This is a genomic window from Paenibacillus sp. JJ1722, from assembly GCF_048282685.1.
Lineage (GTDB): Bacteria > Bacillota > Bacilli > Paenibacillales > Paenibacillaceae > Paenibacillus > Paenibacillus polymyxa_B.
The window spans coordinates 611640-634850 of record NZ_CP182500.1 but is presented as its reverse complement, the minus strand read 5'-3'; the positions used below and the strand labels follow the sequence as shown (position 1 = coordinate 634850).

The following is a 23211-nucleotide window of genomic DNA, read 5'->3' as shown; positions in this document are numbered from 1 at the left end:
TTAACCCCCAGAGAAAAAGCCGCTGCGTGAGCCGCTGCTGCCAAAACCGCTGTGTGAGCTGGAGGATGAGGATGGACTTTTTCGGTAAGAACTGGAAGATGAACGACTACTATGGTATGAGGAGCCTCCACTATAATATGTCGATCCACCATAGTAATACCCGCTGCTGCCTGAATCCCGACACGCCGTTTGTTCCGATACAGGAAGCTCATCGCAGTCATAATACTCGTCGTCACCGCAACCCGTCAGAGCGGCCGGGACAGCCAACATCAGGGCAAAGGCCGCCATCCGTGTACGAGAGCCGGGCTTGGATTTCATTTTTTCCCAAGAATGCTCCATCACAGATCGACCTCCTTCACAAACATATGTACCTTTTTCAGCTGAGGGTCCAGTACCGAATATATAAATTCATATGTTTTGCCACCCAGTACTGTATAGTGATCTAATAGTCGTTGGGCCAACTCCAAAGTAAATACTGAACCTTCCCGCTGATCCATACTACGGAATGCAGGTTCATGCCATATCCAGTACATTGCACTGAATGTGGAAGTGTAACCTCCCTCACTGGCAAGCACGAGGTCTGTGATGGAGGCACCGTAAGGCTTTGCACGTTCCCCTGTAAATTCAGTCACATAGACGGAATGATCCGTATGTTCCTCACTTTCATTCGATATATGCGACCATAGTTTGTCATGGAGACGCGTAGCGTCTACAAGCTTGCGTAGAAACAGCTCATCTCCCGATACGGATTCCCGTGTCAGGCTGCGCAGTTCCTTTTGAGTGTCTTCCGACCATTCGCGATACGTTAATGAATAATAAATGATGATTCCCTTCCCTTCCTGTACGCTTCTGTCATGAGGTTTGCAACAAATCAAAGCGCTTCTGTCGTCGTTCACTATACGAGATTCTACCTTGAAAAGGTTCAATTTGGAAGAAAAACACGACAAAAAGCCGCAATCCCTAGGATTACGGCTTGATTTTCACTGCTACAGCTTGATATTGTTCTCGTCGAAATATTCCTCCAGCGTCATCCCCTGCTTGGCTACATCCTCCGCAATGTCTATTCCCACATAACGGATATGCCAAGGCTCGTACACATAGCCGGTTACATCTTCCTTCCCCTTCATATAACGAATAATAAATCCGTATTCCGGTGCATGTTTTTCCAGCCATTCGCCTTCCTTGGAAGCTCCGAAGGATTGCTCCAGCACATTACCTACGCTTGGGCTGGATACATCAATGGACAAACCTGTCTGATGCTCACTCGTACCCGGTACAGCGCTAACTTTAGAGGCATATTCCTGCCCCTTTGTCTTTACATTGTTGTTGAAAATAGATACCTGACGCTTATAGGAACGGTATCCCGATACCGCACGCAGCTCAATGCCGTCTTTTTCCGCCCCGTCGAACAGCTTCTCCAGTGCCTCTGCCGCTTCCTTACGCAAATGCCGCTTTTCATGCGGTCCCTCGAAGGAAAATGGTACCTGCGGCTCCACCAGATCATCGGGGACATAGCCTACAGGCAAGCTGCGCTTTTTGTTCACAACGACTGTATCAGAAGTCGCATTGGTGACGATCGCGGTTCCATCCTCTTCCTTAACCGTGGCTTGCAGCGCACTCTGGCTCCGCAACGCCATCACAGGGTCGGCTTGTCCGCCTTCTGTACCCGCAGAGGCTTGTCCAGCGCTAGTGCTGCCATTGTCCGCATCCGGCTGGGTGGAAGGCTGCACATTCTCCTGTACCGCTGTAGATGACTTCAACGGCTCGCTTTCCTGTCCACCTGATCCTCCCTGCTGGCAGGCTGCCAGTAATAGCCCTGGCAGGATCAGCCCTGGAATGAGTGCTTTGGTCCAGCGCTTAGATGCTCGCGTCTGTTGTATATGTCGTTTCATGCTGGTATCTCCTCCAATATTGCAATTGATGCATGACTTGCCGTCACTTTTCCGTTTCCCCATTGTAACTGAACTTTTGGCACTCTTCGAAGCCGTTATCCTGTTCGATGAAGGCGAATAGACTCGAAAAAGGAAGTATATACCCGAATTGTTACGGAGTATGACGTTTTTGCGGGATTGCAGCTCGGGCCCGCTCAGCTACCCGTTCACGTATGAGTTTCAATGCCTCTTCCGCACGGGGTAAACCCGGCAGCAAAGCCGTAATATCCGCTTCCTTCTTAGGAGCAAGCTTCTGCGGCAGACGAATCTCAATCGCGTGAAAGCTCGCACCGGGACGATGCAATGCTCCTTCTGCCGCAGACTCTGCAATCCATTCGCTAATCGCTGCCGATCCGCTACGTCCGCCCTCTGGCCGTGAGGTAGACTCAAGCGCGGGGGATGTCCCCTGCACATGGGATAACTCTCCGGCCCAAGCACTAAATACGTACTCCAGCAGCTCTTCCCGCGACATTCCGATCAGTTCCAGACAGGTCTGCGGCTCGCTTTCCAGACCGGCTTGAAGAGCTTTCTTCACATCGTCGACTACACCCACGCCATCCTCCATGCTAGAAGTGGCTGTCTCAGCTGCTAGCTGAACGATCTCATCCAGCGATAGACAGGTTTCCCCTTGCAAAAAATGGTAGATATCCAAAGGATCTGCTTTTAGCTGCTCCAGCCATGCCTTCCGCTGTTCGGGGTTTAGTACAGGCGCTGGGCCAGTCCATTGGACAGCATGTGTGGAAGGTACACCCGTTGATTCGCCTTCCAACCCCAATCCGTCTAATTCCGCTATCCATTGACCGTCAGTTACTTTTAGCTTCACTCGCGGCCTCGTCATCGCCTTCATCCTTTCTCTGCTCACTCAATCCATACATCATTTTGCAGCGCAATCAGACCGCGCAATTCATCATCAGACATTTCGGTGAGCCAATGTTCACCGGAGCCGACAACCTGCTCGGAAAGTGCCTTTTTGCTCTCGATCAGCTCGTCGATCCGCTCCTCCAGTGTACCTTGGCAAATCAGCTTGTGCACTTGTACATTGCGGCTTTGACCAATACGGAATACGCGGTCCGTCGCCTGGTTTTCCACTGCAGGATTCCACCAGCGGTCATAGTGAATGACATGGCTGGCGCGTGTCAGGTTCAGGCCCACGCCACCTGCACGCAGGGAAAGTACGAATATATTCGGTCCTTCTCCCTGCTGGAAGTTGTGAACAATTTCATCACGTCTGGTTTTCGCCAGTCCTCCATGCAGAAAATACGGCTCTTCCCCGAAGATTTTGGCCAAACGAGAGACCAGCAATTCTCCCATCGACACATATTGGGTGAATATCAGCGCCGATTCGCCGTTCTCGCGAATCGTCTCTACCAATTCCAGCAGTCGCTCCATTTTGCCCGAGTTTTCAGTTTTACCACTATCAGCGCGACCCGGAATGATCAAACCCGGATGATCACAAATCTGCTTCAACTTGGTCAGCGAAGACAGAACAAGCCCTTTGCGAGCCATACCGATCTGCCCATCCAGTGTTCCCAATAATTGATCCACCACGCCCCGATACAATCCGGCCTGCTCTGGTGTCAGTACACAGTAGGATTTCAACTCCAGCTTCTCTGGCAAATCCTTGCGTATATCTGGGTCGCTTTTGAGACGACGCAGCATGAACGGGGAGACGAGCCGATGAAGCTCACGCAACGCGGACCCCCGCTCCTCTCCCGCCAGACTGTACCGTTGGCGAAATGAAGAAGCCGTACCAAGGTAACCTGGATTCAGGAATTGAAAAATAGACCACAGCTCGCTCAGCCGATTTTCTACCGGAGTACCTGTCATGGCAATCCGGTGTGGTGCAGACAGCTTCATGACGCTTTGTGCTTGCTTTGTTCGTGCATTTTTTATATATTGCGCCTCATCCAACACGATGGACGACCAGTATACCGCAGATAAATCGCTGCCGTCCCGGCCCGCCAAATGATAGGTAGTGAGGACGATATCATACTCACGTACACTTTCCTGAAACAGCTCGCCGTGGAGTCGCTGGTTGCCATGGTGAATATACAGTGACAAATCCGGTGAAAAGCGCTTCAACTCGCGCTGCCAGTTGCCAAGCAAGGACGTCGGACAGATGATCAACGCCGGACGTTGATCATCTGCGCCTATGCCACCGTCGAGCAGGCAGGTGATGACCTGAATCGTTTTACCAAGTCCCATGTCGTCCGCAAGGCAGACGCCAAAGCCCAATCCACGCATCGCAGCCAGCCATTGAAAGCCGCGCTCTTGATAGGGCCGTAATGCGCCATGCAGCGTCTCCGGCACAGGCCGTGGCTCTACCGAACGGAGTACGCCGCCCTCAGCCAAGGACGCAAGCAATCCGGCGGATTCCGCGCCAAAGATGGACAAGCCCTTCCATGAGGCCTCGCCTGCACTTTCATTTTCTGCAGCTAGATGCATCCATTCGGACAAGCTCATCTCACCGTTTTCCCCGCGCTTGATAAAGCGCAGCACCTGACGGATTTCCTTGGGATCGACCTCGATCCATTCCCCTCCGAGACGTACATACGGCAAATTGGCCGCGACGATGCTTTCCAGTTCCTCCATCGTCAAAGTCGTATCACCCAGCACAGCCTCGGCATCAAACGAAATCATGCGGTTAATGCCGACAGACGATGTATCGGCAATCACACCATCTGGCTTGGCACCCTGTTCTGTCGAACGCATTTTGAGCCGCAAGCCTGCACGTCTTCGGCCCTCCCGGCTCCAGCGTGAAGGCATTTGCACGGTGATACCGTTCCTTTGTAATGCGGGAACGGCTTCCGTCAGGAAGCGGAAGAACAACTCTGGCTCCAGTGTCAGCCCCTCGGGGTAAGGACGATTCAATGCTTCTTGCAATATAGGTGCCGCTTCAGCCGCCTGTCCGAGCCTCATTAACAGTTGCGCCTGCACTTGACGATATACAATTCCGCCTCGAACCAGATCACGTTCAGGATGCGCCCACAGTGCCAGAGCAGGCAGTCGCAACCCCGGCTCAGCATCGCTTTCTGCCCAAAAGGTAATGCGCCATTCCTTCACACTCTCTTCCAGCGAAGGCTCCAAACGAAGGCACAACCGCAGTTGCCCTTCTATAGGCTCTTTGTCTTCCCGTTCCGTGACAGGCATTGCGCTTCCCTCAAGAGAGGACGCTTGAAGCACCAGCTCCTCCATCTCCGCGGGCGTTCCCTGAATCGCCACCGGGCGGGAACCTGTCAGCAGACTGTTCCACCACAGCTCTGCCAGCGGCGATCCTCCGCGCCGATACTCTGCGCGATATCGGCCCAGCTCACGGTCTGATGCTGCCAGCACCGCGGTCGTTTCCGCATGGATGACCGCACACAAGAAGGAGTACAGCACGATTCCGGCTGCATCCTCACGTGTTTCAGGCTCCTTGCCCGCAAAAACAGCCGGAGCCGCCATACAAACAGCCGGCATTGCAGCAGCCAGCTCATAAAAGCGGCGTATGTCCTCCTCTTGACACAGTCGAGGAATCCACACCCCGACAGCCGCTTCCGGACCACGACGGCGCGGTCCCGATGGACGCGCCTCTGTAAGCGATGGCGCAATTTCGCCCCGCTGCATCAGCTCTAGCGCGAAATAAGCAGCTTTTTGCCAATATTGCATTTCCTCGCCCAGCGTAATGCCCGATGCCGCACAGCCCTTCTCGTCCATGCGGGTCAACAGTGCCATCGTCTCGCGCGGTTCCAGCGCCAAACCCTCCAATGTACGCCCCAGCATGGAACGTCTTTTGCCACCTCTGCCCGCGGTTTCCACACGAGCAGTGTTCGGTATCCGTACCTCAGCAAGACGCAACGCAGCCTGCCGAAACGGCCGAAGGTCTCCCTTTAGCGTCAGCCTGCGGATTACACTGCTCCACGCATCGATACGTGGTTCCGACGTCTCACCAGAAAAGCAAAAAAACACATCTCCGAGCCATATTCCATAAAGCGGTTGATTCATATCTGTCTCCCGTCCAGCCTTTTGAATTATTACTCTTCATCATATACGAAAACGGGCTCTTTTCAAAACTTTATCACAAAAATAAATGGAAAGTCATAAGTTAATAACCTTAAATATTCATGTGGTTAACTATAAATAAGAGAATCAATTTACAGGATTAATTGTCTTTTTCTTCATCATCTGCTTTTGCATCCTTCAGATAAGGGTTCAGGCTGTCTTGCAGCAATTCCTTCACCCTCATCCGCAGTTCTTTCGGATATATGACCTCGGCCTCTGGCCCGTATTTTAGCAAAAGTCGGGACACATATCTAAACTCTTCGACCGGAATATATCCCTGCCATTCCTGACCCTGCCCTTCTTGATGGGAGACACTTTGGAAGAGAGCATCTGATCCGGCCAGCCTGGCACCCAATGCGGTAAAATTTATTTTGGTTGGAATTCCTATACGGGAATCCTCCGAAGCCAACCATTCCTGAAGTGTGGGAAGGCTGTCCAAGGTTTCCTCCAGCATCGTTATTGTGATCACCCGATCTGAACGGTACAGAATGATGCGATCTCTGCTATGCGCTGGCATATACCAATATCCGTGATCAAAATACAGTCCAATCGGATATACTTCGGTCCACTTTTCACCGGAAACCGAGCGGTAATGCATGTTCACCCGGCGCTTATTCAGCGCAGCCTCCAAAATGATTGAGGTGTAGGGTGACTCTGCGTGAGTGGGTAGCATACGAAAAGAAATGTACTCCTTTAATTGATCAATACTGTCCTGCACATCCTGTGGAAGCTCGGCATAATAGTGCTCGGATAAATGTCCACGAACCGAGCCAAAAGGGATATCTGGAATGTTCTCCAACAGTTGCAGCATGAGGAAAAGACCCAAGGCCTCGTCACGAGCAAGATGAAGGGGAGGAAGAAGCCGATTGGGAAGTGCCCGATACCCACCATGAGGACCCATTTCGGTATAAAGGGGTAACCCGGTCTGCTGCAAATAGTCGAGATCTCTTTGTATCGTTCTGACGGAGACACCAAAACGTTCAGCCAACTCACGCGCCGTATATTTTTTTCGGGAATCCAGTATCCTCATAAGAGCAATCCTGCGTTCGTTCATAAGGTACCCCTCGATTCAAAAATTAATTTAAAATGAACGTTTAACTACGACATACTATGTCATAAATACATTGTAACATTAGGATATAGAAAGGAGTGAATGAACTATGAAGGATTTGAAATCAAACGCAGTTGTGCTGTATATTGCCATGAGTCTCGATGGGTATATCGCTTTGCCGGACGGTTCGGTGGACTGGCTGTATGATGTTAAAGGGGATGGCGGGGACAATGGATATGCCGACTTTTACGACACCGTTGGTACAGTGCTGATGGGCAGGCTGACGTATGAGGAAGTATTGAAGCTCTCAGATGATTTCCCTTATGCTGGAAAGCCATGCTATGTGTTCACACGAGCATTAACGGAGCAACAGCAGGCGCCACATGTTACATTTACGGACGAAGCTCTGACTGAACTGGTTCCACGTCTACAAGGACAATCGGAAGGTGCGGTATGGCTAGTCGGTGGGGGCCAGTTAGTTCAGGCCTTCTTACAAGCTGGACTGCTGGAGAAAGCTATCATTGCGATCATTCCCAAAGTGCTTGGACAAGGAATACCGTTATTTCCAGAGGGAACGCTACCAAGTACGTTTGAACTCCAAGAAATAGAACGCCGCGGGGATATTGTTCTTCTCCATTACCATATATAATTAATTTTGCAAAAAAGCCTTCATATTTCAGGACCATACAATCTCCCTGAAATAAGAAGGCTTTATCGCGTGCTTTTGTTCTTATTTGGTCTTCAAATTATCCCATGTTTTCTGGAAATCCTCGAATAGCTTCCCGGCATCCGATTTACCTGCCACATAAGCTTGCATCTGACTTCCGAATTCTTGCTGTGCTCCTTCAGGATAGCGGCTAAAGAACCAGCCCAACAGTTTGTTTTCCTTACTGTATTTCACCACTTCCGCACCCAGTTGGCCCATATCAGCCTCTGCCCCTTCGATGCTCTTGAATGCTGGAATAAACTTGAATTCCTTGGTGATATACTTTTTACCCTGCTCGGATGTCACCATCCAGTTTAAGAACTCCTTCGCCTCGGGTTTGACAGTCGAATTTTTATTAACCACCCAGTTGTTGGCGACACCTACAAACAGCTTATCTCCGGCTGTTGCGTCTTCACCAATCGGCATAGGTAAAATACCCAGATTCAGCTTCGGATTAATACCGTCAATTTGGACCTGAGTCCAGTTCCCTTGCTGCATCATGGCAGCCTTTCCAGTGGCAAAGTTCGTTACCTGCGTGTTGTAATCGGTCGTGAGCGGCTTCGAATTGCCATACTTCATTGTCAGATCAAACAGCTTAACCCACTCGGCGAATACAGCGTTGCCCGGCATCTTTGCAGTTCCATCATTCAGTCCCTTAACGAAGGCCGAAGGGTCTGGCTGATTGGCAAATGCCACGTTCAGCAAATGATTGCCTAACACCCAAAACTCCTGATATCCATTAGAAAATGGAGTAATCCCTGCAGCTTGGAGCTTTTGCGCAGCTCCCTCCAGTTCGGACAATGTTTTAGGGGTCTCCGTAATCCCCGCCTTCTTGAACAAATCCTTGTTATAAATAAAGCCGTACCCCTCCAGATTCATCGGCTGGCCATACAGCTTGCCGTCTTTGGTCATCGGCTCTTTGGCGACATCCACCACATCGCCAACCCAAGGCTGGTCAGACAGGTCCTCCAAATATTCCAGCCACGTATCCAGCTCGCGGTAACCTCCTACGTTAAAAATATCCGGCTGCTCCCCGGAGGCGAACTTCGCCTTTAACGCCGCACCATAGTCACTGCCCCCGCCCACGGTCTGAATATCGAGCTTGATGCCTGGATGAGACGCTTCATATTCTGCCTTCATGCGATTCAGCGCTTCTGCAATCTCTACCTTAAACTGAAAAATGTGAATTGTTTTTTCCTTCACTTCCTCTTTGCCTGCGTTTTGTCCGCCACTGCTGTTACAACCTGCCAAAACCAGGGCAAAGGCCGCGAGGAGCAAGATTAGTGCTTGAGCTTTCTTTTTAAAAGTATGCGTTTTCATTTTCATGTTCCTTTCTATTCTAAATTCATATCAGATGAACTCGAAAAATTCATGTAGAAACGGAGCAAACGGAAAACGGAATGGTGCTGAACAAGCGATAGCGCTCGCCTTTGTCTCTAGATTCCCACCTTTATTCGTTTATTCAGGGGAATCTGGAGGCAACAGCGATGGTAAGCACCATCCGTTTGCGGAGTGGCCACCGTGTACATTTTCAGCTCATCCCACACTCAACCTTTGACCGAACCAGCCATAATACCTTGTATAATATATTTTTGCATGGCCAGAAAGAATACGATGACAGGCAAGATGCCCAGCACCAGAGCAGGCAAAGCCAAATCCCACTGCTTCGTGTATTGTCCAAAAAAGGCATAGGTAGCAATCGGAATCGTGCGCAGTTCAGCCTTTTGCAGTACCAGAGAAGGCAGGAGATAATCATTCCAAATCCAGAGCGTATTTAAAATAATAACAGTTACCATCATCGGTAGCATCAACGGATACACAATTCGGAAAAACACTCCGTAAGGCGTACAGCCGTCCACCGTAGCTGCTTCTTCCACCTCGACTGGCACACCTTTGACGAATCCATGAAAGAGAAAGATCGACATTGGAGCTCCGAATCCCAGATAACAGATTACCAGACCACTTATACTGTTCATTAAATCCAGTGTACTTACAACCTTGACCAAAGGAATCATCACCGATTGAAAAGGAATGACCATGGCAGCTACGAACAGGCTGAACAACACCCGATTATAACGCGTCGGACGCCGGACCATTCGGTAAGCAGCCATTGAGCTGATCAGTACGAGCAGTAGATTACTAATTACCGTAACCACGAGTGAATTCCATAAAGCTTCGGGAAAACGCGTGATGCTCCACGCTCTAGCGTAGTTGCTCCATACAAAGGTTTGTGGCCAGGCCGCAGAATCGGTGAGCAGGTCACCAAAGCTTTTGACCGAATTCACGAATAAAAAGTAAAACGGGACGAGGAATAACAATGCGACGAGGATCATCACCATCTCGGTCGCCCATGTTCCAAAGCGGTAGCGCTTGCTTGTTTCCATTTACGCTTCCACCTCCCGACTTTTCGTCAGTCGTACCTGAAGGCTCGTAACCAGAGCAACAATGATAAAGAAAATGAGTGCTTTAGCTGTTCCCAGCCCATAACGATTATTCACAAACGCTTCATTGTAAATATTGAGTGCAACCGACTCTGTGGACCCGAAGGGACCGCCTTTGGTCAGTGACAAATTGAGATCGAACATTTTGAATGACCATGATATCGCCAGGAAAAGACAAACCGTAACGGCAGGCATGATCAAAGGAAGTATAATCGACCGCAAAATTTGCATCCGGCTTGCTCCGTCAATTTCGGCTGCTTCCAGCATATCGCGGGGCACATTGGTCAGGGAAGAGATATAAATAACCATCAAATACCCGGCAGTTTGCCAGATAAACACGATGACAATGCCCCAGAAGGCCGTGATCTCATCTCCCAACCAGGACAGGTTGAAGAAGGACCAGTTCGTGCTCTCTCCGATTGCTGCAAATCCCTTGACGAAAATAAACTGCCAGATAAAGCCCAGCAACAGACCTCCGATCACATTAGGCATAAAAAAGATGGTCCTCAATACATTTTTTGTTTTCAGCGGTTTGGTTAGAAAGTACGCCAGCAGAAAGCCAAAAATATTCGCAGCCACCACTCCTACCACCGTAAAACGGACCGTAAACCAGAACGCTGTCCCAAATTTGTCATCATTCCATAAAATGTGACTGAAATTATCCAGCCCGACCCACTTTGCCTCATTGGCTACCCCATTCCACTCTGTAAAAGAATAGTACATTCCGAGCATAAAAGGGATTACAATAATGATAACGAAAAATAACGTCGACGGCCCTACAAAAATCCATTGCTGGAGCCATTGCGACGACTTGGCGCGATTCAATCCGATCCCCCCCTTTTGTTGTCTGTTGGTGTCTGGAACGCTCCCTTACGGCTTTCTTTCAGCAGCATAATGCTTGGTCCGTACGGATATGCGATTCACATGTTCATTATGTCGAATAAGCGCTCTGGAGAACACGTAGGATCGTGAACCATTAGGGGGGAAAATATTGACCTCTGGCTCGCCTTGAATTGTGAAAGGAGCTCACTGCATGAAATTTCACAGTATTCGTTCCCGCCTGATCTGGTTTTTGCTCATTGCGGTCACTCTGCCGCTGCTGCTGTCGATGACTATGACCTTTGTTCTCACCAAGCAATCCTTGCGGGAGCAGGCCACACAAGAAAATGAACGGCTTATTTTTCAGGGAATTACGAATCTGGATAACTATTTACAGGGACTGAATCGCGCGTCCATCGGAGTCTATAATGACCCTCATTTTCTGCGTAATCTGGCCAAAATCCCGGATGATTACCGGGCCGTCGCTGAAATTTACACCACGCTGCAAACGATGATGAATGCTTCGTCAGGCATTGACCAAGTGTATTTGCATTCTTTTGACGCGGGGCAATCCACGTTGATTACCAGTACAGTCCCGCTACGGGAATTCCGACTGGAGCCCTTTACCGGTTCTATTCATTACGGCCCTTCTGGACTATTCATACAGCCTTCGCACATGAAGCATTTGTACGGCTTTTCGGCGGTCTCCTATGCGGAGCACAGCACAGAGCGGCAGGTATTTACACTTCATCGGGCGATTCGGAACATTCCTGCCTCAGAGACGCTTGGGGTACTCGCTATAGATGTTGATCTGGAGCCGCTGCGCAGTATTTGCCGTCAATTGTATGATGCGGATACAGAGGAGCTGTTTTTGATCGATCGGAACGGAACGATCGTATATAGCGGAAAAGAAGCATCGATTGGAACACACTGGAAGGAATCTGGCCTGCTCAATCGAATTTCTAAAGAAGGCGAGCACGGAGTGATTGAGGATGATACAGCACTGCACGTGTACGGCAAGCTGGATGCCAATCTGTCAGGCTGGACGCTCGTCAAGAAAATTCCACATCGTACGCTGTATTTACGGGCTACCCGCCTGACTCAGATTAATGCGGTCATTACAGGCGCAGCGTTGCTACTTGTCATTGTTGCCACGTTATGGATTTCGATAAAAATCACGGAACCTATTAAGCGACTGACTCGCTACATAAACCAGATTCAGTCCGGTCAACTGGATGTAGACATTCGGGCCATGAGTAACGATGAGATCGGAGTACTGTCGCGCCGTTTCAGACAGATGATGGATACCATCAATAACCTCATTTTGCGGGAATACAAGCTGGAGCTGGCTAACAAGACACATCAATTGAAAGCGCTTCAAGCACAGATTAATCCTCACTTTTTATATAATACGCTACAGTCTATTGGAACCCTGGCCCTACAGCATGAGGTGCCGCGAATTTATTCTCTGCTCTCTTCCCTTGCCAAAATGCTGCGTTATAACATGCGGGACCATACGGTCGTTACACTCAAGGAAGAAGCCGAACATGTAAAACAATATCTTGATTTACAAAAGGAACGCTTCGGTGAGCAATTAGAGGTCACTTACCAGTGGGAAGATGAGGTGCTAAATGATCGGGTGCCAAAAATGATTCTCCAACCGTTGGTGGAAAACTACTTTAAACACGGTGCCGATCCCCGGCTGGGGCCCGGTGAAATTCGCATTACAGGCAGCCGAATCCAGGAAGGCATTGTGAAAATAACAGTGGAAAATAACGGAATTTCCATTCCACAGGCCGATTTGGAGCAGCTCCAGCATATGTTAAAACGTCCGCTGAAAGCCTACGAGGAGCCGGACACTAGCGAGCAGGACTCCATTGGCCTTCGTAATGTTCTATTGCGTATTCAGCTTCACTCGGAGGATGGTTCTAACACCCTGTGTGTAGACAACATTCTGCCTCATGGCGTCCGTTATACACTCGAAATTCGTACTGAAGTCCCTATGGAAATTCATATTAAGGGAGAGTGATCTGTCAATGAAAGTCCTGATTGTAGATGATGAGAAGCATGTACGCCATGCCATACGGATGCTCGTACATTGGGAAGCTTGCGGTGTGAGCGAGGTGATTGAGGCTGAGTCGGGCGATCAGGCGATTGAGGTCATTACCGCCCTTTCCCCACCTGTTGTACTCACGGATATGCGGATGCCCGGCAAGGATGGAGTAGCACTGATGGAGTGGATTCAAGTCAATTCCCCAGCAACCCGAGTCGTGGTGGTCAGTGGCTATGATGATTTTGACTTGGTTCGACAGGTCATCCGCCGGGGAGGCATGGACTATATTCTTAAGCCCGTGGATCCAGTGGAGATTAACGAGGCTCTAAATAAAGCCACTCAAGCCTGGCGGACGGCGGAGCAAGACCGGAACAGGCAAACGATGCAGGCCATGGAGGTCAATCGGATGAGGCCGCACTATGCTGATAAGCTCCTGACTGAAATCGTTTCCGGTATAGCGAATACCCCTCTATCCATTACGCCCTTACGTGAGGAGCTACGTCTTCCTGCAGCTATTCAGATATGTAATGCAGCTGTGATGAGTACCACTCAGCTGGATGCCGATATACTGGACAAATATAAAACGCGCCGTGCGCTTTTGAGCTTTTCCCTCATTAACATCTGTAACGAATTTCTCGGAACTTCTCAAACCGGAGTTGCATTCCGTCATCTGGAGCGTATGGACGAAATTATTCTGCTGTATTGGGGCGAGCCATCTCGTTGGCCGCTGCTCTTGCAGGATATTCACACAGGGATCAAAACGGCTTTGCGGTGTTACATGCACATCGGGGTTGGCTCTTTTGGCTCTTTTGGCGCTTTTCCCATAGCGGCAGCCACTGCCTACCAAGAGGCACGGCAAGCGTTGTGGAAACGGGATGTGTTGCAAACCGCCGACTGGATGCACCAGAGTTCCCAGACACGGCAGAGCATTCGTCTTCCCCAGTTGCCTGAGATGGAAGAGGAACTGCGGCTTAGTGCGCTCAGCTGTAATGCCAATCGTGTGTCGATAGCGGTAGGCCATTGGATAGCAGCCGTAGCCGAGCTGCCTTCGGTGACAGCAGAGCAGCTAGCCAGTTGGAATCAGGAGTTGGACTGGATGCTGGCCCGCTGGCTGAATGACAGACCTGGAGATATCGATGGCGAGGAACTGGCAGATGAGTCCGGCTCCATTCATGCATTGCCGGTCGACAACCGTGGCACGCTTTCCCTGCCCTTATGGCAAAGACAGGTTGAAAACCGACTGCTGGCAGCCGGTCAGGCGCTTACACCAAGCCATAGCCCAAACAACCCGACCATCCGTGATATTGCCCGCTATCTGGATGCACACTATAACGAGGACATTTCTCTACAGGATATGGCGAGCCGCTTTTATCTCAGTCGGGAATATATTTCTCGTAAATTCAAGCAGGAGTACGGGGTTAATCTGTCAGACTATTTGTGTCAGATCAGGATGAGCAAGGCAAAGCTATTGCTGCTAAATGACAAGCTGCGCCTTCATCATATTGCCGGTATGGTCGGGTATCAGGATGAAAAATATTTTGGCAAGGTGTTCAAAAAACTGGAGGGGGTCACGCCTGGCGAATTCAGAAGACGCCATTCTGCAAATCCTCAGCCGTTACCGCATACAGCACGTGATCTTCCCACACACCATTAATCTTCAAATAGTTGAGAGCCAGCCCTTCGCGGCGAAATCCTGCCTTTTCCATCACTCGATTGGAAGGCGTATTTCTTGGCATCACTCCAGCTTGAATACGGTGTAATTCCAACTCGTTCAAGGCGTAGCGTACAATATCCTTCACTGCGGAAGTCGCATAGCCTTGTCCGTGGTATGCAGGATCTACAAAGTAGCCCAGATTGGCATTTTGAAAGGGGCCTCTAGCGACACCCGACAGCTCCATTCTGCCAATCAGCTTATTATTTTCCAGCAAAAAAAGTCCAAACGTATATCCCTGTCCGGCTTGTGCCGCTTCCAAACCGTTGGAAATCAGACGCGCCTGTTCTTCCAGCGTAAAGTAAATTTCAGGTCGTTCTGGTTCGAACGGTTTGAAGAAATCAAAATTTTCACGTCTGATCTCTAATAAACGTTCTGCATCATTTACTTGTAACAGTCGAATCTGTAGCCCCGGATGGGTAGACTTAATCAAAATTACGCCATTAGCTTCATGCAACATTGTCAGTTTCCTTCTTTCTCAGTTATTCCTATATTATTGTGTTCATGGTCATGAGACAGGAAAATACCCCAGGTGCATGAGAGCAGCCTAGGGTATCTCCATCATTCAAAATTTAGTCCGTAACAGGCATCCAGCCTGGAAGGGTCGTCAATACATTCCACAAATAGTCAGGAATGACTAGCTCCTGCTGAGCTTGTTTGGATAATGTCGTGCGAATGGTATCTTCTGTGCCGTTTTGCACCTTCTGAACCCATTGCGGCTCCATCAAAAGCGGACGTCCCAGCGATACAAGCGGTACACCTGTCTCCAGTGCTGCAAGCGCCTCGTCCGGTGTATTCAGCGACCCGACTCCCATAATCGGCACACGGTTACCTACCTTCTCATGGATGAGAACGGTACGTGACCGTTCGTCACTACGGTCACGGAACGAACCACCAAAGAAATGATTTACGGAAATGTGCAGGTAATCCAACCCTTGATCCGCCAGACGGTCTACAAGCACCATCGTATCATCCAGCGTAATGCCTGGCGTGTGTCCTTCCTCAGGAGACAAGCGGTAGCCGAATATGAATGGACGCTTCGCATGCTCTGCGATCACTTTCTTCACTTCGTGAACAATCGCCAGCGGAAAGGCCAAGCGTTTCTCAAGGCTTCCTCCCCATTCATCAGTACGAATGTTGGAATGCGGGGAGAAGAACTGCTGCACCAGGTAACCGTTCGCTCCGTGAAGCTCCACACCATCATAGCCTGCTTCAATCGCGCGGCGAGTCGCTTCGCCATAGGCACGAATGGCGCGGTGGATATCGTCGGATGTCATTTCACGCGGCACAGGCGCGCCTTCTTTTTCCTCGGCTACTGCGCTTGCACTGATCGGCTGTCCATCTGGAATTTGATCCGGTGGACACAGGCGGCCACCATGATAAATTTGCAGGATCGCTTTCGCGCCCTCCTGATGAATCGTATCTGCCAGACGGCGCAGGCTAGGAATCATTTCATCCTTGTCCGCACCAAACTCATTAACAAATCCTTTACCATCTGGAGTTACATACACACAAGCGGTAATAACCGCGCCCACACCACCGGAGCGTTCACGGTAGTATGCCAGTTCCTCGTCACTGACTTCACCATTTTCGTGGGAAGCAAAGTTAGTCATAGGGGCCATGGTAATACGGTTCTTCAACGTAACACCGGATGGCAGGGTAAAAGCTTCAAATAGAGAATTATATTTTGGGTTCATTCGTTCTCTCTCCTTCAGTTTAAATCAGATCAGATAATATAAGGCTGTTAAGCATGAAGCCGAATATGAATTGGATGCAGTTTTCCTTCCATAACGAACTCAAACTACTGTTGCTTACTTAAATACAGTGGTTGTAACAACCACAGTATAATGATCCGCAACTATAAAGTCAAATCTATCCTTTCTGACCTTCCCCAAACTGTTTGAAAAAGCTGAACCGCAGCCACTTGTCACAAGCCACTGACAAAGCTTAATGGTTCCCGGATGTGCTGTTCTTCTCCTCCCGGCGGGAAAACCAGGTCGCGAGCAACGAGCCGGAAATATTATGCCACACGCTAAAAATCGCACTCGGTACAGCAGCAATCGGATTAAAATGAGCTGCTGCCAGCGCAGCGCCCAGTCCGGAATTCTGCATTCCCGTTTCCAGAGTAACAGCTTTACGCTTGGAAAGATTCATACCGAATAGCTTGGCAAACCAATATCCGAGCAGGAACCCGATACCGTTATGCAAAATAACCACACCAAAAATAATCGGACCTGTCTCCAAAATCTTGCCTTTGCTGCCTGCAATCACAATAGCCACGATGAGCATAATCACCAGTGTTGATATGAGCGGCAGCGCCTGGACACTGGCTTCTGCCTGTTTGCGAAATAGCGATTTGACGATAACACCCAACACAATGGGGACAATAACCACGATGAGAATATCCATGATCAGCGACTTCGCATCAATATTCATCCAACGTCCAGCAAGCAGGTTAATCATGGCCGGGGTAGCTAGTGGAGCAATCAGCGTCGATACTGAAGCAATCGACACGCCCAACGCCACATCGCCTTTGGATAAGAGCGTCATTACGTTGGACGCGGTTCCACTCGGGCAACAGCCTACCAAAATGACACCTACCGCAATATCCGGTGGCAGCTGCAATACTAATGCCAATCCAAAGGCCAGAAACGGCATAATCAGATAATGTCCGACCACACCAATAGCCACATCCACTGGACGCCGGAATACTTCACGAAAGTCAGCCGCAGATAAAGTCAGCCCCATCCCGAACATGACAATGCCCAAAAATAACTGTATGTATCCTTTCAACCCTGTAAACGCCGCAGGAAAGAAAAATCCCAAGCATGCAAATAAAAGTACCCAGATGGAAAAGGTTCCTCCTACAAATTTCCCTACTTTCTCCAAGCCATTCATTCTACTTATCTCCTTACTTCTATATAATTTGAATTTGAGGAAATTCAGCTTATATAGTGCTTAAAATTTTCACCATTGTACTACATATGACTGCATATACATACAACTTTTTATGATTTTACCGGGATCAAGAAACTTTTTCCGGTTAGGACATATTCGAAAGCAAAGTGGGTATATTCATAATAGAAGCTTGTGACCAGTCGGTCATTTTTGGATCATCATTCGTTGAGGAGGAGATATCCCTATGTCACGAAGCCATCCGTATAAATGGTGGAATATTATTGCATTTATCGCTGTCGTTCTCGTTAACGTTCTGGCTTCTACACTTCCTATCGGTGGCAGAAGCACTGCTGCTGTATCCAACATGTACCCAACCTTGATCACCCCAGCGGGTTACGCTTTTTCCATCTGGTCGGTCATCTACGTACTGCTCGCCTGCTTTGTCGTGTACCAAGCTACACCTACAGGGCAAGCCAAGACAAGCGTTCAGTCCATCGGTATTTTTTTTATTCTAAGCTGTCTCTTCAATATCATCTGGATTTTCCTCTGGCAGTATGTATACGTAGAGCTGTGCGTCATCGTCATTATTCTATACTTGCTTTCCTTGAGCGTCGTGTATGTACGTACCCGCACGCCGCAGCCAACCCGCGGAGAAATGTGGTTCGTCAAGCTACCGTTCAGCCTGAACCTCGGTTGGGTATCTATTGCTACTATTATCAATATTGCAGTGGCACTGGAAAAGAATGAATGGAGTGGCTGGGGACTCAGCGATACGACATGGGCGATCATTATCCTGCTCATCGGCACCGTATTGGCCATCATGGTCAGCTTCCCTTATCGCGACAGCATTTATCCTCTCGTATTTGTATGGGCCTATGTCGCCATCGCCGTCGAGCATCCGAACAATGAAAATGTACGGCTGGCTGCATTGATCTTGGCGGCAATCATTCTGGTGTACGCGCTATGGCTATTCTTTGCCCGTAATCGAGAACGGGATTAAAGAAAACGAATATGATCTCCTAGCCAGAACAAGCGAGCTTGGGTCTGAATCATCTAGCCCAAGCTCGCTTGCTTTGTTTATTCATTTTAACCATGTGATTAGGTATAGACTTTAATCAAATCTATAAGCTTGCTTGTCGAGTGATCTGCATTCATTTTCTTCATATTGATAATATAATCCGACCTTTTTTCATACAAACCAAGAATCATGTCAACAAATCGTTCAGATTCCAACTCTTCTTCTTCTAAAAACTCACAAAAGCCTTGCGCTTTAAATGATTTGGCATTTAGAATTTGATCTCCCCGGCTGACTGCCTTTGAAAGAGGGATCAATAGCATAGGCTTCCGCAGCGTTAAGAATTCAAAAATGGAATTTGAACCCGCCCTAGAAACAACCATATCTGCCATCGCCATAACATCCGCCAGTTCATCGTTTATGTATTCAAACTGCTTGTAGCCATGCATATGAATGGAATGATTCACTTGGTCTTTACCACAAATATGGACGATTTGAAAATGAACGAGCAAAGCCTCTAAATTCATCCAGACCATCTCATTGATCTTCTTGGAACCTAAACTCCCACCCATGATCAGAATGATCGGCTTATTTCGAGTAAATCCGCAATAGGTCAAACCTTTGGCTGCCTCCCCATCTTTTAGTTCATCTCTCACAATAGCACCTACATACCGGGTATGCTTAGAGCGAAAGTACTGAGTGGCTTCAGGAAAGGTAGTACAAATTTCTGTAGCAAATATGCTGGAAATCTTATTAGCTAATCCAGGGGTAATATCTGATTCATGAATGATTACAGGGACTTTATTCAACCACCCAGCCAATACCACAGGAACCGAAACAAACCCGCCTTTTGAAAAAATAATATCCGGTTTTTCTTTTCTTATAATCCGGTACGCTTGAGAAATCCCCTTCAGCACTTTAAAAGGGTCCTTAAAATTATTCCAATCAAAATATCTGCGCAATTTCCCAGTTGAGATACTGAAATAACACACATCTTCTAGTCCAGAAATCAATTTTCTTTCAATCCCTTGTTCAGAGCCTATGTATTGGACACTCCAATGTTGTTCCAGTAAGTGAGGAATCAAAGCTAGGTTTACTGCTACATGTCCTGAAGAGCCTCCACCAGTGAAAATTATTTTTTTAATCATCTCCACCTCCACTCTATATTCAAAAAAACAAAACACATTAAATTTGAGCAACCGGGTGCCTCTATTTAATAGGGACACCCGGTTGCCATACAAACTTTTTATTTTATGAACGGACCTTTCAGACTATTCGCCCTTCAATGCAATGACTTCAATCTCCACCAGTGCATCCTTAGGCAGACGAGCTACCTCCACCGCACTGCGTGCTGGATAGGGTTGCTCAAAGAAAGAACTGTACACCTCATTGACGCTGACAAAATCGTTCATATCCTTCAGGAATACAGTCGCTTTCACAACCTGGTTCATGTTGCTGCCTGCCGCTTCCAGAATGGCTTGGACGTTGCTCAAGGACAGGCGTGCCTGCTCCTGTACATCCTTACCAAACTCACCTGTTGCCGGATTTAGTCCAAGCTGTCCCGAGGTGTAAATAAACCCGCCTGCCTCTACCGCTTGGCTATAAGGGCCGATAGCACCGGGTGCTTTTTCAGTAGCAATTGTTTTTTTCATATGGGTTGGATTCTCCTTCCTGATACTGGTTCACCGTATTATAGCATGTGAAGTCCAAAGCCACTATTCCGTGCTACGGATTAACGCACTGGGCTTCTTTTAAGCCATCCCTTGCGACGGTGCTATATTTTTTATATCCGCTGTAACCTTTAGCGCCTATGTATCATCTAACTCCTATAACCTGCTACAAAATAAATTCCACAAATCCAGATACAGGTACAATGATCATAGCCAGTATAGACGGGAAAGGAGCACCATCCTTTGAATCTCGAAACAAACTTACACCAAGCAAGGCAGGGGGACCGCAAGGCATTCGTCGCCTTGATGAAACATATGGAATCCGATATGTATGGCATGGCGCGTTCCATTCTTCGCAGCAATGAAGATTGCGCGGACGCGATGCAAGAGGCGATGCTCAAGGCATACCAGTCTCTGGGTGAGCTGCGTGAACCTCGCTATTTTAAAACATGGCTGCTTCGCATCCTCATTAATGAGTGCCATCTCATTATCCGCAAGCAAAAACGGATCGTACCCGTGGCGGAATTTATAAAGGAACCCTCCATTTCGGGCGGATATGAAAAAATCGAACTGCGCGAGGCCATCGACCACTTGGAGGAGTCCATGCGAACTGTGATTTCCCTGCACTATTTGCGGGATATGCCGATCAGAGAAATATCAGAGGTACTGGATGTATCAGAGGGGGCCGTCAAAACACGATTACACCGTGCTCGCAGAACATTAATGGACCTGCTACAAAATCGCGGAGAAAGGAAGGTGACCTTTCAATGAGCCCTTCAGAGTTTGAGAAACAGAATAAAGAGCTGGACCAGAAATTACAATCAGAAAAAGAAAACTTGGAAGCAGACACGGTAATGATTCCCGATTTGGTAAGAGAACGCTTAGATGCATTTTACACACAAATGGAATCGGATGTGGAGCCGTTATCCAAGTCTCCTTCCTCTTCCTTACATGGACCAGTCAAAAGATTTCTTCGGGGAACCGCAATTGTCGCTGCTTCTGCGGCTGCCATTGGCATTATGATCATTGGTAGCGCCTTTGTTTCGCCTACAATGGCAGAATCACTGAAACAGGTTCCCCTTGTAGACAGCGTGTTCAAGCTTGCTGGGGATCTCGGGCTGCAAACCGCTGATCAGAAAGGGTTCGCAACTTCCTCGAATCTCAGTGTTACCCATAGCGGTATTACATTAAAGGTACCACAAATCATATTTGACGGGACACGCTTGGTCGTGGCGTTGGAAAAGAGCGGCGGAGATTCACAACATCAAACCCTATATCCGGCCATCCAAACGCAAGGACAGCCCGAGGAGGACATTCTGGAGAAAGTGGACCTGTTCATCAATGGGACATCGGTCAATAGCAATAATGGTGCCTTTAATTTCATGTATGGCCGCCCAGGCAAAGACAGTAATTCTATGCTGATTGCGTATATGCGTGACCCTGCCAGTGGTAAACCCGCCTTATCGGATCAGTTTGAGCTAGAGGTATATGCAAAGTTAAAAGGTATAGCCGAGCCGTTTCGCATACAAACCACGGTTCACAAAACTAAAATAAATAACAAGATACTTCAGCTGCAAATGAGCAAGTCTAATCCGTATCTTACATTTACGGCAGAAAAGGTAGAAATTACACCCATCACGACCAAGATCACAACGTCGTTCAAAATGCTGACCGATATTGCACATATGCCGGATGATTATACCGTGGAGCGAGAATACAAGTACATCAAAAACGGCCACACGATCCAGTACACCAAAAAGGAATTGGATATGCTTGAGTATGCTATATTCGACGAGCAGGGAAGAGAACTCCAGCTCCTGAGCGGCTCTGGAGTTCCCCTTACCAAAGAACGTGACAGCAAAATGATCACCCTGTTTACTCCTTTTGTAGATACTCCCCAGAAGATCAATTTCAAGCCTTATATATTGCCAACACAACCAGGAGGTAGTGCCCTGCTCGATGCTAATGGCAACTGGACACGCCATTACATTGATGAATTAGAGATTACGATAGATGTGCCGCAACATACAAACCACCAATAAAACACAAATAACGCCGCTGTTGTCCGAATCATTGGGCAACAGCGGCGTTATTGTCATTTTAATCCTGTCGTGGTTTTACACGTTCTCATCAGGAGCTGTTCCTGTAACAGGTTCCTCATCATCGGATGTTAGCTCTGCACCAATGACCCGAATGATGTCGTTCGGATAAATATGTACGCCGCTCGCCTGCGCAAGAGCGATTCGTACCATGGCTCGTGCGATGACCGAAGCCGGGATAGCGCGGTAGGAAGCGAGCTTGCCCGTCATCAGACCGTCCAGCGCTTTCATGACAACAGCGGCAGCGGCTTCGCCCATACGTCGTTCAGGTCTCGCGCCCAAAATCAGCGACGGACGGAACAAATGCAGCGCAGGCAGCCCGATAGCGGCAACCGCCTCTTCAGCCTCACCCTTGGTGCGGTTATAAAACACACGTGAATCTGGATCGGCCCCCATCGCTGAGATAGCTAGCATCTGTACAGCACCAGCCTCTTTGCCCAACTGGGCAGCCAGCACCGGATAGTCCAGATCCACCTGACGAAACTGCTCCTTGGTGCCAGCTTTTTTCATCGTTGTCCCAAGGCAGCAAAAAACATCATCCACCCCTTCGAAGGCGAACGCCGCTTTCTGTGGCTGTTCCCAATCGATGAGCGCCTGTTCCAGCTTGGGATGCTTGATGTCCAACGGACGTCTGCCCATAACCATGACGCGGTTGTATTCCTTTTGCACCAGCAGCTCTCGTACAACATAACCCCCGACAAGCCCTGTTGCACCCACAACGACCGCTTTACGTTCCATGATAGACCTCCTTTGTGCCATAGCGCTCCTGCTCCTAC

General features: G+C 48.7%; 21 protein-coding genes. 6 read left to right on the top strand and 15 right to left on the bottom strand.

Features of this window, described 5'->3' with window-relative positions; all coding sequences use genetic code 11:
• The 6 genes from ACM1ND_RS02955 to ACM1ND_RS02930 all read right to left on the bottom strand — a co-directional run bounded on the left by ACM1ND_RS02955 (position 1) and on the right by ACM1ND_RS02930 (position 7026).
• Complete coding sequence (locus ACM1ND_RS02955; RefSeq protein WP_254348782.1) at positions 1–339, bottom strand: hypothetical protein; 339 nt, start codon at positions 337–339, stop codon at positions 1–3.
• A complete protein-coding gene (locus ACM1ND_RS02950; RefSeq protein WP_023986798.1) occupies positions 339–896 on the bottom strand; it encodes a hypothetical protein in 558 nt (185 codons plus the stop codon). The genes ACM1ND_RS02955 and ACM1ND_RS02950 overlap by 1 nt, the downstream gene beginning before the upstream one ends.
• 90 nt (positions 897–986) lie before the next feature.
• On the bottom strand, positions 987–1892 hold the full coding sequence (locus tag ACM1ND_RS02945) for a M15 family metallopeptidase (protein ID WP_071559386.1): 906 nt from the start codon (positions 1890–1892) through the stop codon (positions 987–989).
• A 151-nt stretch (positions 1893–2043) separates the two neighbouring features.
• On the bottom strand, positions 2044–2769 hold the full coding sequence (locus tag ACM1ND_RS02940; protein ID WP_418027055.1) for a phosphoribosylglycinamide synthetase: 726 nt from the start codon (positions 2767–2769) through the stop codon (positions 2044–2046).
• A 20-nt stretch (positions 2770–2789) separates the two neighbouring features.
• Positions 2790–5915, bottom strand: coding sequence for a DEAD/DEAH box helicase (locus ACM1ND_RS02935; protein ID WP_069079827.1), 3126 nt, complete (start codon positions 5913–5915; stop codon positions 2790–2792).
• Between the two features lie 157 nt (positions 5916–6072).
• Positions 6073–7026, bottom strand: a complete 954-nt coding sequence (locus ACM1ND_RS02930; protein ID WP_069079826.1) for a helix-turn-helix transcriptional regulator — start codon at positions 7024–7026, stop codon at positions 6073–6075.
• Between the two features lie 106 nt (positions 7027–7132).
• Here ACM1ND_RS02930 and ACM1ND_RS02925 point away from each other — a divergent pair, with 106 nt between their 5' ends.
• Positions 7133–7672: a dihydrofolate reductase family protein gene (locus ACM1ND_RS02925; protein WP_069079825.1), complete on the top strand. Its 540-nt coding sequence runs from the start codon at positions 7133–7135 to the stop codon at positions 7670–7672.
• 81 nt (positions 7673–7753) lie between these two features.
• On the opposite strand, the gene ACM1ND_RS02920 is transcribed toward ACM1ND_RS02925, so the two are convergent.
• From ACM1ND_RS02920 to ACM1ND_RS02910, 3 genes are all read right to left on the bottom strand, one after another.
• Positions 7754–9049 (bottom strand): ABC transporter substrate-binding protein, encoded by a 1296-nt coding sequence (locus tag ACM1ND_RS02920; RefSeq protein WP_418027054.1) that lies wholly within the window; start codon positions 9047–9049, stop codon positions 7754–7756.
• A 227-nt stretch (positions 9050–9276) separates the two neighbouring features.
• Positions 9277–10113, bottom strand: a complete 837-nt coding sequence (locus ACM1ND_RS02915; protein WP_023986791.1) for a carbohydrate ABC transporter permease — start codon at positions 10111–10113, stop codon at positions 9277–9279.
• Positions 10114–10995: a carbohydrate ABC transporter permease gene (locus ACM1ND_RS02910; RefSeq protein ID WP_023986790.1), complete on the bottom strand. Its 882-nt coding sequence runs from the start codon at positions 10993–10995 to the stop codon at positions 10114–10116. It abuts the gene before it with no gap.
• Positions 10996–11203: 208 nt separating this feature from the next.
• On the opposite strand from ACM1ND_RS02910, the gene ACM1ND_RS02905 reads away from it, so the two are divergent.
• Together ACM1ND_RS02905 and ACM1ND_RS02900 are read left to right on the top strand one after the other, a co-directional pair.
• Positions 11204–13018, top strand: coding sequence for a sensor histidine kinase (locus ACM1ND_RS02905; RefSeq protein WP_310168958.1), 1815 nt, complete (start codon positions 11204–11206; stop codon positions 13016–13018).
• Between the two features lie 7 nt (positions 13019–13025).
• On the top strand, positions 13026–14696 hold the full coding sequence (locus tag ACM1ND_RS02900) for a response regulator transcription factor (protein ID WP_028541148.1): 1671 nt from the start codon (positions 13026–13028) through the stop codon (positions 14694–14696).
• Here the strand turns inward: ACM1ND_RS02900 and ACM1ND_RS02895 are convergent.
• The 3 genes from ACM1ND_RS02895 to ACM1ND_RS02885 form a co-directional block, all read right to left on the bottom strand.
• Entirely contained in the window at positions 14626–15213 is a 588-nt protein-coding gene (locus tag ACM1ND_RS02895) for a GNAT family N-acetyltransferase (RefSeq protein WP_023986787.1), read from the bottom strand. The genes ACM1ND_RS02900 and ACM1ND_RS02895 overlap by 71 nt on opposite strands.
• 112 nt (positions 15214–15325) lie before the next feature.
• Positions 15326–16450: an NADH-dependent flavin oxidoreductase gene (locus tag ACM1ND_RS02890; protein WP_075153682.1), complete on the bottom strand. Its 1125-nt coding sequence runs from the start codon at positions 16448–16450 to the stop codon at positions 15326–15328.
• Positions 16451–16700: 250 nt separating this feature from the next.
• On the bottom strand, positions 16701–17651 hold the full coding sequence (locus ACM1ND_RS02885) for a bile acid:sodium symporter family protein (RefSeq protein ID WP_023986785.1): 951 nt from the start codon (positions 17649–17651) through the stop codon (positions 16701–16703).
• 244 nt (positions 17652–17895) lie between these two features.
• Here ACM1ND_RS02885 and ACM1ND_RS02880 point away from each other — a divergent pair, with 244 nt between their 5' ends.
• Positions 17896–18651: a tryptophan-rich sensory protein gene (locus tag ACM1ND_RS02880; RefSeq protein WP_069079820.1), complete on the top strand. Its 756-nt coding sequence runs from the start codon at positions 17896–17898 to the stop codon at positions 18649–18651.
• 98 nt (positions 18652–18749) lie between these two features.
• Here the strand turns inward: ACM1ND_RS02880 and ACM1ND_RS02875 are convergent, their stop codons facing one another.
• Positions 18750–19814, bottom strand: a complete 1065-nt coding sequence (locus ACM1ND_RS02875; protein WP_069079819.1) for an undecaprenyldiphospho-muramoylpentapeptide beta-N-acetylglucosaminyltransferase — start codon at positions 19812–19814, stop codon at positions 18750–18752.
• Positions 19815–19937: 123 nt separating this feature from the next.
• Entirely contained in the window at positions 19938–20318 is a 381-nt protein-coding gene (locus tag ACM1ND_RS02870; RefSeq protein WP_013308546.1) for a RidA family protein, read from the bottom strand.
• 261 nt (positions 20319–20579) lie between these two features.
• On the opposite strand from ACM1ND_RS02870, the gene ACM1ND_RS02865 reads away from it, so the two are divergent.
• Together ACM1ND_RS02865 and ACM1ND_RS02860 are read left to right on the top strand one after the other, a co-directional pair.
• Positions 20580–21107, top strand: a complete 528-nt coding sequence (locus tag ACM1ND_RS02865; protein ID WP_028541151.1) for a sigma-70 family RNA polymerase sigma factor — start codon at positions 20580–20582, stop codon at positions 21105–21107.
• Complete coding sequence (locus tag ACM1ND_RS02860) at positions 21104–22378, top strand: DUF4179 domain-containing protein (RefSeq protein WP_418027053.1); 1275 nt, start codon at positions 21104–21106, stop codon at positions 22376–22378. The genes ACM1ND_RS02865 and ACM1ND_RS02860 overlap by 4 nt, the downstream gene beginning before the upstream one ends.
• Before the next feature lie 75 nt (positions 22379–22453).
• On the opposite strand, the gene ACM1ND_RS02855 is transcribed toward ACM1ND_RS02860, so the two are convergent.
• The gene (locus tag ACM1ND_RS02855; RefSeq protein ID WP_418027052.1) at positions 22454–23173 is read right to left on the bottom strand and encodes an NAD(P)H-binding protein; all 720 of its coding nucleotides are present in this window, start codon (positions 23171–23173) and stop codon (positions 22454–22456) included.
• Positions 23174–23211 lie beyond the last annotated feature (38 nt).

Bases quoted from the DNA above. Each gene is read 5' to 3' on its own strand.
- ACM1ND_RS02955 (WP_254348782.1), bottom strand. From the start codon at position 339: ATGGAGCATTCTTGGGAAAAAATGAAATCCAAGCCCGGCTCTCGTACA.
- ACM1ND_RS02945 (WP_071559386.1), bottom strand. From the start codon at position 1,892: ATGAAACGACATATACAACAGACGCGAGCATCTAAGCGCTGGACCAAA.
- ACM1ND_RS02940 (WP_418027055.1), bottom strand. From the start codon at position 2,769: ATGACGAGGCCGCGAGTGAAGCTAAAAGTAACTGACGGTCAATGGATA.
- ACM1ND_RS02935 (WP_069079827.1), bottom strand. From the start codon at position 5,915: ATGAATCAACCGCTTTATGGAATATGGCTCGGAGATGTGTTTTTTTGC.
- ACM1ND_RS02930 (WP_069079826.1), bottom strand. From the start codon at position 7,026: ATGAACGAACGCAGGATTGCTCTTATGAGGATACTGGATTCCCGAAAA.
- ACM1ND_RS02925 (WP_069079825.1), top strand. From the start codon at position 7,133: ATGAAGGATTTGAAATCAAACGCAGTTGTGCTGTATATTGCCATGAGT.
- ACM1ND_RS02920 (WP_418027054.1), bottom strand. From the start codon at position 9,049: ATGAAAACGCATACTTTTAAAAAGAAAGCTCAAGCACTAATCTTGCTC.
- ACM1ND_RS02915 (WP_023986791.1), bottom strand. From the start codon at position 10,113: ATGGAAACAAGCAAGCGCTACCGCTTTGGAACATGGGCGACCGAGATG.
- ACM1ND_RS02905 (WP_310168958.1), top strand. From the start codon at position 11,204: ATGAAATTTCACAGTATTCGTTCCCGCCTGATCTGGTTTTTGCTCATT.
- ACM1ND_RS02900 (WP_028541148.1), top strand. From the start codon at position 13,026: ATGAAAGTCCTGATTGTAGATGATGAGAAGCATGTACGCCATGCCATA.
- ACM1ND_RS02895 (WP_023986787.1), bottom strand. From the start codon at position 15,213: ATGTTGCATGAAGCTAATGGCGTAATTTTGATTAAGTCTACCCATCCG.
- ACM1ND_RS02890 (WP_075153682.1), bottom strand. From the start codon at position 16,450: ATGAACCCAAAATATAATTCTCTATTTGAAGCTTTTACCCTGCCATCC.
- ACM1ND_RS02885 (WP_023986785.1), bottom strand. From the start codon at position 17,651: ATGAATGGCTTGGAGAAAGTAGGGAAATTTGTAGGAGGAACCTTTTCC.
- ACM1ND_RS02880 (WP_069079820.1), top strand. From the start codon at position 17,896: ATGTCACGAAGCCATCCGTATAAATGGTGGAATATTATTGCATTTATC.
- ACM1ND_RS02875 (WP_069079819.1), bottom strand. From the start codon at position 19,814: ATGATTAAAAAAATAATTTTCACTGGTGGAGGCTCTTCAGGACATGTA.
- ACM1ND_RS02870 (WP_013308546.1), bottom strand. From the start codon at position 20,318: ATGAAAAAAACAATTGCTACTGAAAAAGCACCCGGTGCTATCGGCCCT.
- ACM1ND_RS02860 (WP_418027053.1), top strand. From the start codon at position 21,104: ATGAGCCCTTCAGAGTTTGAGAAACAGAATAAAGAGCTGGACCAGAAA.
- ACM1ND_RS02855 (WP_418027052.1), bottom strand. From the start codon at position 23,173: ATGGAACGTAAAGCGGTCGTTGTGGGTGCAACAGGGCTTGTCGGGGGT.